General features: G+C 72.8%; 14 protein-coding genes. 13 read left to right on the top strand and 1 reads right to left on the bottom strand.

The features are described 5' to 3' along the window. The first annotated feature begins 11 nt into the window (after positions 1–11). The 13 genes from BMY74_RS41095 to BMY74_RS41035 are packed head-to-tail and all read left to right on the top strand — an operon-like array spanning position 12 to position 13,017. On the top strand, positions 12–2,273 hold the full coding sequence (locus BMY74_RS41095; protein WP_089926949.1) for a beta-ketoacyl-[acyl-carrier-protein] synthase family protein: 2,262 nt from the start codon (positions 12–14) through the stop codon (positions 2,271–2,273). Continuing rightward, a complete protein-coding gene (locus tag BMY74_RS41090) occupies positions 2,270–2,998 on the top strand; it encodes a nitroreductase family protein (RefSeq protein ID WP_089926946.1) in 729 nt (242 codons plus the stop codon). Before BMY74_RS41095 ends, BMY74_RS41090 begins: the two co-directional genes overlap by 4 nt. Beyond that, positions 2,995–4,245, top strand: a complete 1,251-nt coding sequence (locus tag BMY74_RS41085) for an FAD-dependent oxidoreductase (protein WP_089926942.1) — start codon at positions 2,995–2,997, stop codon at positions 4,243–4,245. The genes BMY74_RS41090 and BMY74_RS41085 overlap by 4 nt, the downstream gene beginning before the upstream one ends. Continuing rightward, on the top strand, positions 4,242–5,123 hold the full coding sequence (locus tag BMY74_RS41080; RefSeq protein WP_089926939.1) for an alpha/beta fold hydrolase: 882 nt from the start codon (positions 4,242–4,244) through the stop codon (positions 5,121–5,123). Before BMY74_RS41085 ends, BMY74_RS41080 begins: the two co-directional genes overlap by 4 nt. A gap of 51 nt (positions 5,124–5,174) precedes the next feature. After that, entirely contained in the window at positions 5,175–6,089 is a 915-nt protein-coding gene (locus BMY74_RS41075; protein WP_089926937.1) for an ACP S-malonyltransferase, read from the top strand. Continuing rightward, positions 6,086–6,529 carry a holo-ACP synthase gene (locus tag BMY74_RS41070; protein ID WP_089926934.1) on the top strand — a complete coding sequence of 148 codons (444 nt, stop codon included), beginning with the start codon at positions 6,086–6,088 and terminating at the stop codon, positions 6,527–6,529. Before BMY74_RS41075 ends, BMY74_RS41070 begins: the two co-directional genes overlap by 4 nt. Continuing rightward, entirely contained in the window at positions 6,520–7,368 is an 849-nt protein-coding gene (locus BMY74_RS41065; protein ID WP_089926931.1) for an ester cyclase, read from the top strand. The genes BMY74_RS41070 and BMY74_RS41065 overlap by 10 nt, the downstream gene beginning before the upstream one ends. Positions 7,369–7,387: 19 nt before the next feature. After that, a complete protein-coding gene (locus tag BMY74_RS41060) occupies positions 7,388–8,161 on the top strand; it encodes an alpha/beta fold hydrolase (RefSeq protein ID WP_089926928.1) in 774 nt (257 codons plus the stop codon). Continuing rightward, positions 8,158–8,673 (top strand): holo-ACP synthase, encoded by a 516-nt coding sequence (locus tag BMY74_RS41055; protein WP_245786678.1) that lies wholly within the window; start codon positions 8,158–8,160, stop codon positions 8,671–8,673. Before BMY74_RS41060 ends, BMY74_RS41055 begins: the two co-directional genes overlap by 4 nt. After that, entirely contained in the window at positions 8,664–9,692 is a 1,029-nt protein-coding gene (locus BMY74_RS41050) for a right-handed parallel beta-helix repeat-containing protein (protein WP_089926926.1), read from the top strand. The genes BMY74_RS41055 and BMY74_RS41050 overlap by 10 nt, the downstream gene beginning before the upstream one ends. Before the next feature lie 13 nt (positions 9,693–9,705). Next, the gene (locus BMY74_RS41045; protein WP_089926923.1) at positions 9,706–10,644 is read left to right on the top strand and encodes an ABC transporter ATP-binding protein; all 939 of its coding nucleotides are present in this window, start codon (positions 9,706–9,708) and stop codon (positions 10,642–10,644) included. Between the two features lie 34 nt (positions 10,645–10,678). After that, positions 10,679–11,872 carry an ABC transporter permease gene (locus BMY74_RS41040; RefSeq protein WP_245786677.1) on the top strand — a complete coding sequence of 398 codons (1,194 nt, stop codon included), beginning with the start codon at positions 10,679–10,681 and terminating at the stop codon, positions 11,870–11,872. After that, a complete protein-coding gene (locus tag BMY74_RS41035) occupies positions 11,869–13,017 on the top strand; it encodes an ABC transporter permease (protein ID WP_089926920.1) in 1,149 nt (382 codons plus the stop codon). The genes BMY74_RS41040 and BMY74_RS41035 overlap by 4 nt, the downstream gene beginning before the upstream one ends. Positions 13,018–13,213: 196 nt before the next feature. On the opposite strand, the gene BMY74_RS41030 is transcribed toward BMY74_RS41035, so the two are convergent. Continuing rightward, complete coding sequence (locus BMY74_RS41030) at positions 13,214–13,954, bottom strand: thioesterase II family protein (RefSeq protein ID WP_089926916.1); 741 nt, start codon at positions 13,952–13,954, stop codon at positions 13,214–13,216. Between the last annotated feature and the right edge of the window lie 22 nt (positions 13,955–13,976).

Here is a 13,976-nt window from a genome sequence, read left to right as displayed (position 1 = left end):
GAGGAACAAGCATGGCGCTGCGGCCAGTGGTCATCACCGGAGTCGGGGTGATCTGCGCGGCGGGCCGTGACCCGGAGGAGTTCTGGGCGCGGCTCACCGCGGGCGCGGGCGGCATCACCGCCGTGGAGGACGAACGGTTCGCCGCGTTCGAGGCCAGGTTCGCGGGCCAGGTGCCCGACGAATGGATCGACGCGCAGCTGCCGGCCGAGGACACCGGGCTGGACCGCACGGCCCGGCTCGCCCTCGTCGCCGCCCGGCAGGCGGTCACCTGGGCAGGGCTGGGCGCGGACCTGCCCGGGGACCGGTTCGGGCTGGTCCTCGGCAAGTGCCAGGCCACTCCGACCGCGGCGGGCGGCTACCAGCCCATGCACGCCACCGGTGACGTCGTCGCCGGCAAGCTCGGCATGACCGGCCCGCGCATCCTGGTCTCGACCGCGTGCGCGGCGGGCGGCAACGCGGTCGGCCTGGCCAAGGACAAGGTCCTCACCGGCGAGGCGGACGTGGTGCTCGCCGGTGGCGTCGACCCGCTGCTGTTCGGCACCTACGCGGGGTTCGCGGGCCTGCACGCCCTCAGCAACCGCCCGTGCGGTCCCTACAGCCGCTCGGACGGCCTGAACCTGGGCGAGGGCGCCGCGTTCCTGGTCGTGGAGGCGCTGGACCACGCGCTGGCCAGGGGCGCGGAGCCGCTGGCCGAGGTCGCGGGCTACGGCCTGTCCGCCGACGCCTACCACGCCACCGCGCCGGACCCGACCGGCCGCGGCGGCATCACGGCCATGCGCCGGGCGCTGACCGACGCCGGTCTGGACCCCGACGCCGTGGACTACGTCAACGGGCACGGCACCGGCACGCCCGCCAACGACTCCATGGAGAAGAAGGTCATGCGCGCCGTGTTCGGCGAGCGCGCGCCCCAGGTGCCGACCAGCAGCATCAAGAGCTTCGTCGGGCACACGCTGGGCGCGGCGGGTGCGGTCGAGGCGGTGGCCAGCGTGCTGGCCCTGCGCACCGCGACCGCGCCGCCCACCATCGGGTTCACCGACGAGGCGATCGCGGAGTCCACTTTGGACTTCGTGCCCAACACCGCGCGTCCGCTGCCCATGGACGTCGTGGTCTCCAACAACTACGCGTTCGGCGGCAACAACGCCTCGCTCGTGCTGCGCCGCCCCGGTGGTCTGCGGGAGTACGACGACCTGCCCGCCGCCGAGGTCGTCCTCACCGGTCTCGGACCGGTCACCGGCCTCGGCACCGGCATCGCCGAGGTCGCCGAGGCGGTCGCCAACGGACGCACGGCGGTCGGCACGGAGCCGTCGCTGGAGGGCCGCACGTTCGCTCCGCGCTCGCTGTGGCGGCACATGAACAACCTGTCCCGCATGGCGATCGCCGCCTCCCGGCTGGCCTGGGAGGACGCCGGGCTGAAGCTGCCCCGCGCCGCCCTGGACAACGTGGGCGTCATCTTCGCCACCGCCGCGGGCTCGGTGGAGAGCACCGGCGGGTTCGACGAGAGCGTGCTGGCCAACCCGAACAAGCCCGCCGTGCTCAGCTTCTCCAACGTGGTGCTCAACGCCACCGGCGGCGCGGTGTGCCAGACCCTGGGTCTGCGCGGCCCGACCACGACGATCTGCAACGGGAACGCGTCGGCGTCCATCGCGCTGGACTGCGCGGTGGAGACCATCCGGGCCGGCAAGGCGGACGTGGTGATCGTGGTCGCCGCCGACGAGGCACCGAGGCCCGGCGACGGCACGCAGGTGGACCCCTACGACCGGAACTCCGGCGAGGCGCCCGCGTCCGCGTCGGTGGCACTCGTCGTCGAGTCCGCCGCGCACGCCGCCGCCAGGGGCGCGACGCCGTACGCGCGAGTGTTGAGCAGCGCCCACGCGAGCGCGGGAGCGGGTGACGAGCGGTCCCTCGTGGAACGCGCCATCGCCGCGCTGCCCACGGAGGGCGTGGACTTGGTGGTCGGTGCCGCCACCGGTGGCGCGACCGACGAGGCGGAGGCCAGCGCGGTGCTGGGCGCCGTCCCGTCCGCGCGGCTCACCGCCACCGCGGGCCTGACCGGCGATGCGGGCGCGGCCACCGGCGCGCTGAACCTGGCGCTGGCCGCGCTGGCCCTGCGCGACGGCGTCGCACCGGCCATCACCCGGCTGGACGACCCCCGTGCCGGCACGGTCGAGTCCTACGTCACCAAGCCCGAGCTGCCGGCCACGCCGGCCAAGGCCCTGGTGCTCAGCGCCGCGCCCGGCTCGGTGCGCGGAGGAACCCTGCTGGGTGCGGTATGACCGGTCTGCCCTTCGACGTGCTCGAGACCGACCGGCTGCTCACCACCACCCGGTCGGTGCGCCGCCGGCTCGACCTCGACCGGCCCGTGCCCCGCGCGGTGATCGAGGAGGCGCTGGAGGTCGCCGTCCAGGCACCGACCGCGAACGACCAGCAGAACTGGCGCTGGGTCGTGCTCACCGAGCAGGCGGTGAAGGACCGGCTGGCGGAGCTGTTCGACATCTCCTGGCAGTTCCACCAGAAGGAGGTGTGGACGCGCTCCGGGCGCCGTCGCAACACCCCGCAGGCCAGGAAGAACAACGACTCCGCCGCCGCCCTGGCCGAGACCATCGCCAGGGTGCCCGCGCTGGTCATCCCGTGCGTGCTCGGCCGGCCGCCGGACATCGGCGCGATCGACGCCGAGTGGCTCGGTGCGACCGGCACCCGCAACCTCGGCACCTGGCAGGAGGGCGTGCGGATCGGGGCCATGCGCGCCAGCAACTTCTACGGCTCGATCTTCCCCGCGATCTGGTCGTTCCAGCTGGCCCTGCGCAGCCGCGGGCTCGGCAGCACGATCACGTGCATGCACCTGCCGTTCGAGCGGCAGGTGGGTGAGCTGCTCGGCATCCCCGCCGGGGTCACCCAGGTCTGCCTGGTCCCGGTCGCCTACACGATCGGCACCGATTTCCGCCCCGCCAAGCGGGTTCCGGCCAAGGAACGCACGTCCTGGGAGAGGTGGCAGGCATGACCGTCGAGCACACCGGAGTCGACGTCGTCGTTGTCGGCGGCGGTATCGCGGGCGCGTCCGCCGCGGCCAACCTCGTGCAGCACGGCCTGTCCGTCGTGTTGCTGGAGAAGCAGGAGACCTACCAGGACATCGTGCGCGGCGAGTGGATCGCGCCGTGGGGCCTGCGCGAGGCGCAGACGCTGGGCGTCGAGGAGGCGTTCGGTCTCGGCGGCGCGTGGGAGATCCGCGAGTGGACGCAGTGGGACGAGACGGTCGACCCGGCCGAGGCGGAGACCGTGGACATGACGCGGTTCGTGCCGGGTGTCGGCGGCCCGATGTCGTTCCCGCACCACGAGGTCTGCGCGCTGATGGCCGAGCAGGCCGAGGACGGCGGCGCGAGAGTGGTCATGGGCGCGCAGCGGGTCCAGGTCACCGCCGGCACCAGCCCGCAGGTCCGCTGGACCCACGCCGGGCAGGAACACCTGGCCAGGCCGCGCATCGTCATCGGCGCCACCGGCCGCGGCTGCACGGTCGGCCGCCAGGTCGGCGTGTCCATGGCGACCTCGGTACACCACTGGGGCGGCGGGCTGCGGGTCAGCGGCCTCGACGACTGGCCGATGGACGTGCAGGCGATGGGCACCGAGGACGAGAAGATGTTCATGGTGTTCCCGCAGGGCGACGGCAACGCCCGGCTCTACATCAACTTCCCCACCGCCAACCGGAAGCTCTACCAGGGCCCGGAGGGCGAGAAGCGGTTCATCGCCGACTTCGAGCTGGCGTCCCTGCCCGACCGCGGCAAGGCCGTCTACGCCGCCGCCAAGTCGATCGGCCCGCTCAAGCTGTGGCCGTCGGTGGCGATGTTCCCCGAGCAGCCGATCGTCCTGGACGGCGTGGTGCTCGTCGGCGACGAGGCGGGCAACGCCGACACCGTGCTCGGCACCGGCCTGTCGTGCAGCCTGCGCGACACCCGCGCCGTGTGCGAAGTGCTGACCGGCGGCGACGACTGGTCGCCCGCCGCGTTCGAGGGGTACCTGGCCGAGCGGAAGTTCCGGATGGACCGGCTGCATTTCGGCGCGGGCATCATCGCCAAGCTGCACTGCGAGTTCGGGCCCGTCGCGGCCGAACGCAGGCGGCGGGCGCGCGAGCTGATGGCCGACAACTTCGCCGCGTCGGTGACCGGCCTGCTCAACATGGTCCCGCCCGAGGACGTGCCGGAGTTCGGGTTCAGCGAGTTCTTCGCCGAGAGGCTGTTCAGGGAGAGGGCATGAGCGTCAAGGACACCCTGCTGACCGGGTCGGCACACGTCAACGGCATCGACATCGCCTATGTCGACAAGGGCGAGGGCGACCCGGTCGTGCTGCTGCACGGCTTCCCCGACTCGCACTACCTGTGGCGGCACCAGATCGACCCGTTGGTCGAGGCGGGCTTCCGGGTCATCGCGCCCGACCTGCGCGGCTTCGGCGAGTCCGGCAAGCCGCAGGAGGTCGAGGCGTACGACATGCGCACGATCGTCAACGACGTCGTGGCGCTGACGCAGCACCTCGGCATCCCCAAGGCGCACATCGTCGGGCACGACTGGGGCGCCGCCATCGCGTGGATGTACGCGTTCCTGATGCCGCGCCGCGTCGACCACCTCGCCGTGCTGTCGGTCGGCCACCCCGGCGTGTTCGGCACGCCGTCGATCGAGCAGCGCAAGGCCAGCTGGTACATGCTCTTCTACCAGTTCCCCGGCGTGAGCGAACAGTTGTTGCGGCGCAACGGGTGGCGGCTGTTCAAGGAGATCATGGGCGGTGAGGGCGACCACCAGCGCTACCCGCGCGAGCTGGCCAAGCCGGGCGCGCTCACCGCGGCGCTGAACTGGTACCGCGCCAACCGCTCCCCCGAGGCCGAACTGCGCGTGGAGGGCAATTTCCCGCCGGTGCTCGCGCCCACCCTCGGCATCTGGTCCACCGGAGACAAGGCGCTGCTCGAAGAGGGCATGACGGGCTCGGTGAAGTTCGTGAAGGGCTCGTGGCGCTACGAGCGCGTCGAGGACGCGAGCCACTGGATCCCGCTGGACCAGCCGGAGATCGTCACCAAGCTGCTGCTGGGTTTCCTGGGCACCGAGAAGGCCGCGGCGGTGCCCACCCGGCGGCGCCGGCTCTGACCGGTGCCCGGCTCGTCGGCAAGGACAGCGCACAGGACGGGAGGTTCGCAGGTGATCGGCTTCGTGTTCCCCGGTCAGGGAACGGTCCGGATCGGCATGGGTGGCTGGTTGCGCCGTGACCCGGTGGGCGCGGCGGTGGTCGCGCGCGCCGACGCGCTGCTGCCCGAACCGGTGTCGGAGCTGTGCGCCCGCGGGCCGCTGGACAGGCTCGTCGACACCCTGCACGCGCAGCCCGCCGTGACGGCGTGCAACCTCGCCGCGCTCGCGGTCCTGCGGGAACGCGGGGTGGAACCGGACGTCGTCGCCGGGCACAGCGTGGGTGAGATCAGCGCGCTGTGCGCGGCGGGCGTGCTGGACGCCGACACCGCGCTGCGCCTGGTCGCCGTCCGCGCCCGGCTGATGGCCGACCTGCCGGACACCGGTGGCATGACGGCCGTGCTGGGGTTGACGCCGCAGCGGGTGGAGGAACTGGCCGCCGAGGCCGCCGGTCCGGGTGAGCCGCTGGTCGTCGGTCTGGAGAACGCGCCGGACCACACCGTGGTCTCCGGCGCGACCGCCGCCGTCGACCGGCTCGTCGAGCTGGCCGGAGCGGCGGGCGCCCGCAAGGTGGTGCCGCTCAAGGTGAGCAATGCGTTCCACTCACCGCTGATGGCGGGAGCGCTGGACGCCTGGGCCGAGGCCGTGCGCGCCACACCGATGCACTCGCCGCGCGTCCCGGTGATCCCGAACGCGACCGGCGAACCCACCACGGACCTGCCGACCATCGTGGACGCGCTGATCACCCAGCTCACGGAACGGGTGCGGTGGACGGCGACGATGCGCGCGCTCGCCGAGGCCGAAACCCTGGTCGAGGTCGGGGACAGCAAGGTGCTCGCCGGACTGCTGCGCGGCGTCGGCTCGAGCTGCGTCAGCATGGCCGACCCGGCCGCGGTGCGCAGGCTGCGCCGCCCGGAGCCCGCGGCATGACCAGGTGGGGCAGCGCCGCGGTCGCCTTCGGCGGGCTGACCGCACCGGGGCAGCTGGTCGAGCCGATGCCTCTGGAGGTCGTGTTCACCCGCGCGGAACGGCTGCGGTCCGGCGCGGGCCGCACCCTGCAGCACTGGGCGGGCAGGCTCGCGGCCAAGTACGCCGTGCTGCGCCTGCTCGACGAACCCGCGACCGCGGAGCACCTGGGTGCGGTGGAGGTGCTCCCCCTACCGGCGCCTCTCTGCAGCCGCACGGCGGCCTGCCTGCACGGCCACCCGCCGGGTGTGCGCCTGATCGGCGCGCTGGACGGCCGGGAGGCGGAGGACACCCGCATCCGCGTCTCCGTCAGCCACACCGCCGACCTCGCGTTCGCGGTGGCGCTGACCGCGGCCCGGCTGGCCGAGGACCACGAGCTGGAAGCGATGACCGCATGGACCTGATCGAGACCGCCGCGCGGTGGGCCGCGGCCTGGCACGAGCGCGACGCCGCCGCCATCGCGGACGCGGTGGCGGAGTTCGCCGACCCGGACACACCGGAACCGGTGGCGGGCGCGGACCTCGTCGCGCACGTCGAGGCCGTGCTGACGCGGTTCCCGGACCTGGAGCTCGACTTCGCGCCCACCGCCGACGCGGGCGGCACCGCCGTGCTCACCTGGACCATGACCGGTACGCACCGCGCCCCCTACCTCGGGATACCGGGCACGGGCGGCACGGCGAGGGCCGACGGCGTGGACGTGCTGACCGTCGTGGACGGCGAGGTGCGCGTGCGCCGCCACTTCGACCGGGTCGCCCTGGCCTCGTCGCTCGGCCACACCGCTCGCTTCCTGCTCAGCCAGGACGAGGTGCAGGAGTACGGCATCAGCGCGCGCACCACGGCGGGCAGGACCGACTACCCGCGCGCGCTCACGTTCACCTACCTGGACTTCCGCGACGACGTCGAGGGCGCGGAGGTCGACCTGCTCAGCACCGAGGTGGTCAAGTCGTTGCGCGCCTCGAAGGGTTTCCTCGGCGTGAGCACGTTCGAGATCGGCACCCGCAAGTACACGGTCAGCGCCTTCGACCGCCCGGAGTCGATCCGCGCCGTGCACGCCCGGCCGCACCAGCGGTCCCTGCGGAAGTTCTTCCGCGGCGGCCTGTGCACCGGGGCGTACACCAGCGTGTGGACGCTGGAGCGGGAGACCCTGCACCTGCGCTGCCCCGAGTGCGACGAGATGGTCGACGCGGCGGCGGGCAGGACCTGCGCGTGCGGCACCACCCCGACCCCCGACCCCCTGTTCTGATGACGCCAGGAGCTGCCCGATGACGGTCTTCACCGCCGACCACCGGCCCGCGGCGGGCGGGCGACCGCTCGTGGCCTTCATGTCCGCCCTCTTCGCGGGCGGCTGGATCTGGGACCACCCGTTCGCCGCCCTCGCCGACGCCGGGTGGCCGGTGCTGCGCACCGAGGAACCCATCTGCGGGGTGGACGCGAAGATCGCGGGGTCCATCGAACGACTCGGCGACGCCCTGATGGACGCCGTGGACGCGGCCGGCGCGGAGGAGGTCGTGGTCTGCGCGAACTCCCTGGGAGGACTGGTCGCCATCGACCTCGCGGGCCGCTTCCCGGACCGGGTGAGGGCCATCGCCGTCAGCGGCGCACCCGGCCTGAGCGCCGACCCCGACGTGGGCCTGAACATGGACCGGCGCGGCGACGTGCGGCTGCAGGGCGAGCAGTTCCGCGACCGCATGCTGGCCGCCCTCTTCCACGGCGAGCCGCTGTTCACCGACGAGCAGGTGGAGTCGACCGCGCAGCTGCTGCGCCAGGGCTCGGCGATGGTCGCGATGGCCCGCAGCATCCGCGCCACCCGGACGTTCCAGGTCGCCCCGGCGATGGACAAGGTCACGTGCCCGTCGTTGTACGTCTGGGGCCGCCACGACCGCATGACGCCGATCGAGCCGTGGCTCGACCTGGTGCCGCAGCACGCGAACACCGAGTTCGTCACCGTGGAGGACTGCGGGCACATCCCGATGATCGAGCGCGGCGAGGTCTACACCGCCGAGCTGCTGCGGTTCCTCGGCAGGGTCACCGGGTGACCGCGCCGCCGATGCTGTTCGGCGTGGACGTGGTCGACGTCGCCAGGGTCACCCGCGCCATGTCCTACAGCGGGCCCGCCTACACCCGGCACGTCGTCTCCCCCGGCGAGCGGGACCTGCACGCCGACCCCGGTCTCGCCACCGCGGCCACGGTCGCGGTGAAGGAGTGCCTCGTGAAGGCGGTCGGCGGCCGGCCGCGCGGGTTCTCCTGGCACGACTTCGAGGCGTGTGGCGAGGTGCCGCTGCCCGGTGCGGAGTGGGCGGACCCGCTGCTGGCCGCCGCCGTGCCCGAGGTCGAGGCGGCCACCAGGGTCGCGATGACCGAGCGGTGCGCCTACACCGTGCTCGGTGCCAGCGGTGCGGCCGCCCTGGCACGGCTCACCGGACGGTCCGCGGCCCCCGCCGACGGCGAGGCCGTCGTGGGCATGGCCCGCTGGGGCGTTCGCGGAGACCTGATCGTCGCTGTTGCCATACTGATCATCACGCCGAGAGGAGCGTTGCGATGTCCGTGACCGAGGTCAGGACCGAAGTTCGCATTCGACCAGGGGATTCCGTTCAGGAAGCGCTCGAGAACTGCGCACCGGGCACGGTGCTGCGCCTGGCCGAGGGGACGTACGAGGGCAGCCTGGTGATCGGCCGCCCGGACGTCGCACTCGTCGGCGCGGGAGCGGGCCGCACGGTGATCGTGCCCGGCACCGTCGCGCCCAGCGCTGTGCCTGCCCTGCACGACGCGCCCGCGGACGTGGTCAGCGGCATCACCGTGCACGACGTGTCCGGGGTGACCGTCGAGGGTCTGACCGTGCGCGGCTTCTCCGGGGCGGGCGTCTACGCGCACACCGCCACCGAGCTGAAACTCGTCGACGTCGAGTCGGTCGACAACGCGGTGTGGGGCCTGTACGTGCGCGAGTCGGCGGGCGTGGAGGTCCTGCGGTGCCGTGCGGAAGGCAGCCAGTACGGCGGCATCGCGCTGGCGTTCTGCCCGGCCGCCGACGCGCTGATCGCCGACAGCGAGAGCACCGCCAACGCCTTCGGCGTGTTCGTGGACAACTCCAGCCGCGCACGGGTGCAGCGCAACCACTGCCACGGCAACGCGGCGGGCGTCCTGCTGCTGCACCAGACCTACGAGGGTGAACTGCCCGGCGGCGTCGCCGACGTGCTCGTCGCGGACAACGACATCACCGGCAACACCCTGGCCTCCGGTGGCGACGAGCCCGGCGTGCTGGGTTTCGCCGGGCCGCCGATCTCCGGCGTCGGCATCGCCGCCGTCGGCGTCCAGCGCGTCTCGGTCGTCGGCAACCGGTTGCACGGCAACGAACCCACCGGTCCGTCGGTCATGGGCGCCGCGCTGGTGCTGGCCTCGTCGGCGGACTGGGGCGGCTCCGACTCGGCCGACAACTCCTTCGAGTGGAACACCATCACCGGCAACAGCCCGTTCGACGTGCAGATCGGCACCGACCCGGGCAACCAGCGCTTCCGCAACAACGTGGTGGGCGCCTCCCAGCCGGAGCGGATCGACGGGTACGGATCTTGATCGAGAGGACGACATGACGCCTGCGCTGGTGTGCGAGCGCCTGGTCAAACGCTACGGCGACAAGACTGTGGTGGACCGGGTCGGCTTCCACATCGACGAGGGAGAGGCGTACGGGTTGCTCGGCCCCAACGGGGCCGGCAAGACCACGACCATCTCCATGCTCGTCGGCCTGCTGCGCCCGGACGAGGGAACGGTCCGGGTCGGCGGCATCGACGTCGGTGAGGACCCGGTGGCGGCCAAGCGGCTCATCGGGTACGTCCCGCAGGAGATCGCGCTGTACCCGGAGCTGACCGCCCGGGAGAACCTGCGCTACTTCGGCAGGCTCTACGGCCTGCCGCGGCGTGAGCTGACCTCGCGCATCGGCGAGGTGCTCGACCTGGTCGGCCTGACCGACCGCGGCGACGACAAGGTGGGCACGTACTCCGGCGGCATGAAGCGGCGCACCAACATCGCCGTGGCCCTGCTGCACCGGCCGCGCCTGCTCATCCTCGACGAGCCGACGGTCGGCGTGGACCCGCAGAGCCGCGTCGCGATCCTGGACCGGGTCGAAGCCCTCGTCGGCGAGGGCATGAGCCTGCTCTACACCTCCCACTACATGGAGGAGGTGGAGCGGGTGTGCACGCGGGTCGGGATCATCGACCGGGGCCGCGTGGTCGCCGACGGGACCAAGCGCGAGCTGGTCGCCGAACTGGGCGGCACGGACCGGGTGGAGCTGACGCTGGACGGCGACGTCACCGCGGCGGCCGAGAAGCTGCGCGCCGTGGAGGGCGTGTCCGAGTCGGTGGTCACCGGGTCGTCGTCGATCCGGTTGCTCGTCGCGGGCGGGCGGCACCTGTTGCCCGCACTGCTGGCCGCTATCGGCGACGCGGGTGCGGTGACCGGCGTCGAGGTCGTCGAACCCGACCTGGAGGCCGCGTTCCTGCACCTCACCGGCAGCACCCTGCGCGACTGACGCGGACCGAAGCTTAGGGATTGGGCGAAGAACCTTGGGGAAGAGCACTCTGCGCGCTCTGCTGGTCGTGGGCGGCCACGAGCTGCGGTCGCGGCTGCGGGACGGCACCGCGCCGCTGATCGCGCTCGTCGCGCCGATCCTGCTCGCGACCCTGTTCGGGCTGGCGCTCGGCGGTGACGACGACCCGCCGCTGAAGGCGACCATCGGCGTGGTCGACCTCGACGGCGGCGAGTTCCCGGCCAGCGTGCAGCGCGAAGCGCTGAACACCGACGAGCTGAAGGGCGTGCTGACCTTCCGCCAGTACCCGGACGAGGCCGCGGCGCGCAGCGCGGTCGACGGCGGCGAGTCGGGTGCGGCCCTGGTGTTCCCCGCCGGGTTCAGCGAGGGCGTCGGCGCGGGCCGCGGCGGGCAGGTGTCCGTCCTGGAGTCGCCGGAGTCGCCGCTGGCGGGTGTGGTGGCGCGCAGCATGGTGGACCGGATCTCGGCCCTGGTCCAGGCCAGGACGCTGGCCGTGCGCGCCTCGCTGGAGGCGGGCGTACCGGCCGACCGCGTGCAGCTGTTCGTCGAGGAGAACGGCGCGGCCGGGCCCGCGCTGTCGCTGGTCGGCGACCCGGTCTCGGGCGGAAAGGTGGACCTCGCCGTGCACTACGGCGCGGGCATGGCGGTGATGTTCGCGTTCTTCGTCGTCGGCACCACGGCCCGCAGCCTGCTCACCGAGCGGCAGAACGGCACGCTCGACCGGATGCGCGCCGCGCCGATCCCCCTGTGGACGGCGCTGGTGGGCAAGAGCGCGGTCGGGTTCGGGCTGGCGCTGCTCAGCATGTGCGCGACCTGGCTGTCGTCCGTGCTGATCTTCGGCGCGAGCTGGGGCGACCCGCTCGGCGTGTTCCCGCTGCTGCTGGCGCACGTGTTCGCGGCGACCGCGATCGTCATGCTGGTGGCCAGCCGCGCGAAGACCGACGCGCAGGCCGACGGCTACACGCTCGGCGTGGCGTTCGTGTTCGCGTTCCTGGGCGGCAGCATCGTGCCCGCCTACAACCTGCCCGAGTGGCTGCGCGGCGTCTCGCTGATCACCCCCAACGGGTGGGTGTCGGCGGGCCTGTCCGAGCTGGCGGGCACCGGCGCCGGCCCGTCCGCCGTCCTCGTGCCGATCGCCGTGGTCACCGGCATCGGCCTCGTCGCCGGAACGGTGGCGCTGCTCGGCTTCCGCAAAGGCAGGTTCGCATGAGGCCCCGCCCGCTCACCGCACTGGTGCTGGCCAACCTGCAGCGCCAGCTGCGCGACAAGGTCGGCATGTTCTTCATCGTCGTCATGCCCTTCGTGACGATCCTGTTCGTCGGCATGGCCCTGGGCGGCGACGCGGCCGACGCGAAGCTGCCGGTGGCCGTCGTCGCCGACACCTCCGACCCGGTGTCGGCGGCAGTGGTCGCCGAACTGGAATCCGACAAGGCGCTGCAGGTGCGGCGCGCGGAGTCCGCGCAGGAGGTCCGCGACGACGTCCGCCGGGGCGAACTGGCCGCGGGGTTGGTCGTCACACCGGGCGACACCGACCTCGAACTGGTCATGACCCAGACCAGCGGCAGCGGCATGGCCGCGCGCAGCGAGATCGACGTGGCGGTCGGCAGGGTGGCGGCGGTGCTGGAGGCCACCCGCGCGGCGCGGGCGGCGGGCGCGTCACCGGAGCAGGCCGAGCAGTACGTCCGCAAGGCGAAGGAGGAGTCGGTGGCCGTCACCGTCGCCTCGACCGGAGGCGACGAGCCCTCCAGGCCGACCGGCTTCGCCTACACCGCGCCCGCGAACCTGCTGCTGTTCACGTTCGTCAACTCGATGGCCGTCGCCGCCGCGCTGGTCGAGAGCCGCCGCATCGGCATGGTCCGCCGCTCCCTGGCCGCACCCGTGCGGCGCAGCCAGGTGCTGCTGGGCGAGGCGTTGAGCCGGTTCGCGGTGGCGCTCGCGCAGTCGCTGCTGATCATCGTGGTGAGCCGGCTCCTGTTCGACGTGCGGTGGGGCGACCCGCTGGGCGTGGGCGTGGTCGTCGCGCTGTTCTGCCTGATCGCCACGGGCGCCGCGATGCTGGTTGGCGCCCTGGTGCGCTCACCGCAGCAGGCTCCCGCCATCGGCCCGCCGGTCGGCATCGTGCTGGGCATGCTGGGCGGCTGCCTGTGGCCGCGCGAGGTAGCCGGCGAGACGCTGGGCACGATCGGTTACCTGTTCCCGCACTCGTGGGCGATGGACGCGTTGCTGACGCTGTCGCGTCCGTCGGCGGGGCTGGGGTCGGTCCTGGTCGAGACCGGTGTGCTGGCGGGCATGGCGGTGGTGGTGCTGGGCGTCGCGATGGTGGTGTTCCAACGGCGGGCGCTGGCGACCGTTTAGGCGGACCGTCCACACCCCGCGCGTTCAGCGCACGCGCCGACGACGCCACCGTCCCGCACGGTCGTGCCTGTGCGTGCCGAAACCACGTCCACGCAGGTCGAGTGGTGTGAGGATGCCCGTGGACGACTCCGCCGCGACGATCTTGCCGTTCCGAGGTGGGGCGTTCGATCTGATCCGGTTCATGTCCACCGAGTGGTCACTCGGCGAGCCCGCGCCGCACGAGGTCGGCGACCGCCTTCCACTGGCTCACGGGGAAGAAGTGGCCACCGGGCAGCTCCACGAGCGAAAAGGGCCCGCTGGTGTGCTGCGACCACTCGCTCGCGTCCGAAGCGGACACGAGCGGATCGTTCACCCCGACCAGGGCGGTGATCGGTGCGGTGAGCGGGGCGGCCGGGTGATGACGGTAGGTCTCGATCGCCCGGTAGTCGTTGCGCACGACAGGCAGCACCATCGCGCGGAGTTCGACGTCGCGGAGCACACCCGGTTCGACACCGCCCAGCGACTCGACCACGGCGATCACGTCGTCGTCGGACATGAGGTGCACGCCCCCGTCGCGTCGCAGGTGCGGTGCCACCCGGCCGGACGCGAACAGGTGCGAGACGGGCACGGAGGCCGCCTGCAGCCTGCGCGCCACCTCGAACGCCACCACCGCTCCCATGCTGTGACCGAGGAGCGCCAGCGGCCGGCTGTCGTCCAGTGCGGCGAACACCTGGTCCGCCAACTCGGACAGGTCGTCCACCGGCCGGTCGCGGAGACGGTCCAGACGGCCTGGGTACTGCACCGAGGACACCTGGACGTCGCCGGCGAGTTCCGCGCTCAGCTTGCTGAACCACCCGGCGGAGCCGCCCGCGTACGGGAAGCACACCAGCTGTGGCGCCTGCTCGGGCGCCGCGTGGAACTTCCTCAACCAGCGGCTGCTCTGAGCCACGTTCGCCATGCTCTTCCTCTTCTGGAACGAA

The organism is Lentzea albida, assembly GCF_900111005.1.
In the GTDB taxonomy this organism is placed as follows: Bacteria; Actinomycetota; Actinomycetes; order Mycobacteriales; family Pseudonocardiaceae; genus Lentzea; species Lentzea albida.
The sequence above is the reverse complement of the archived record's forward strand: the minus strand, read 5'-3'. Positions and strand labels throughout refer to the sequence as shown.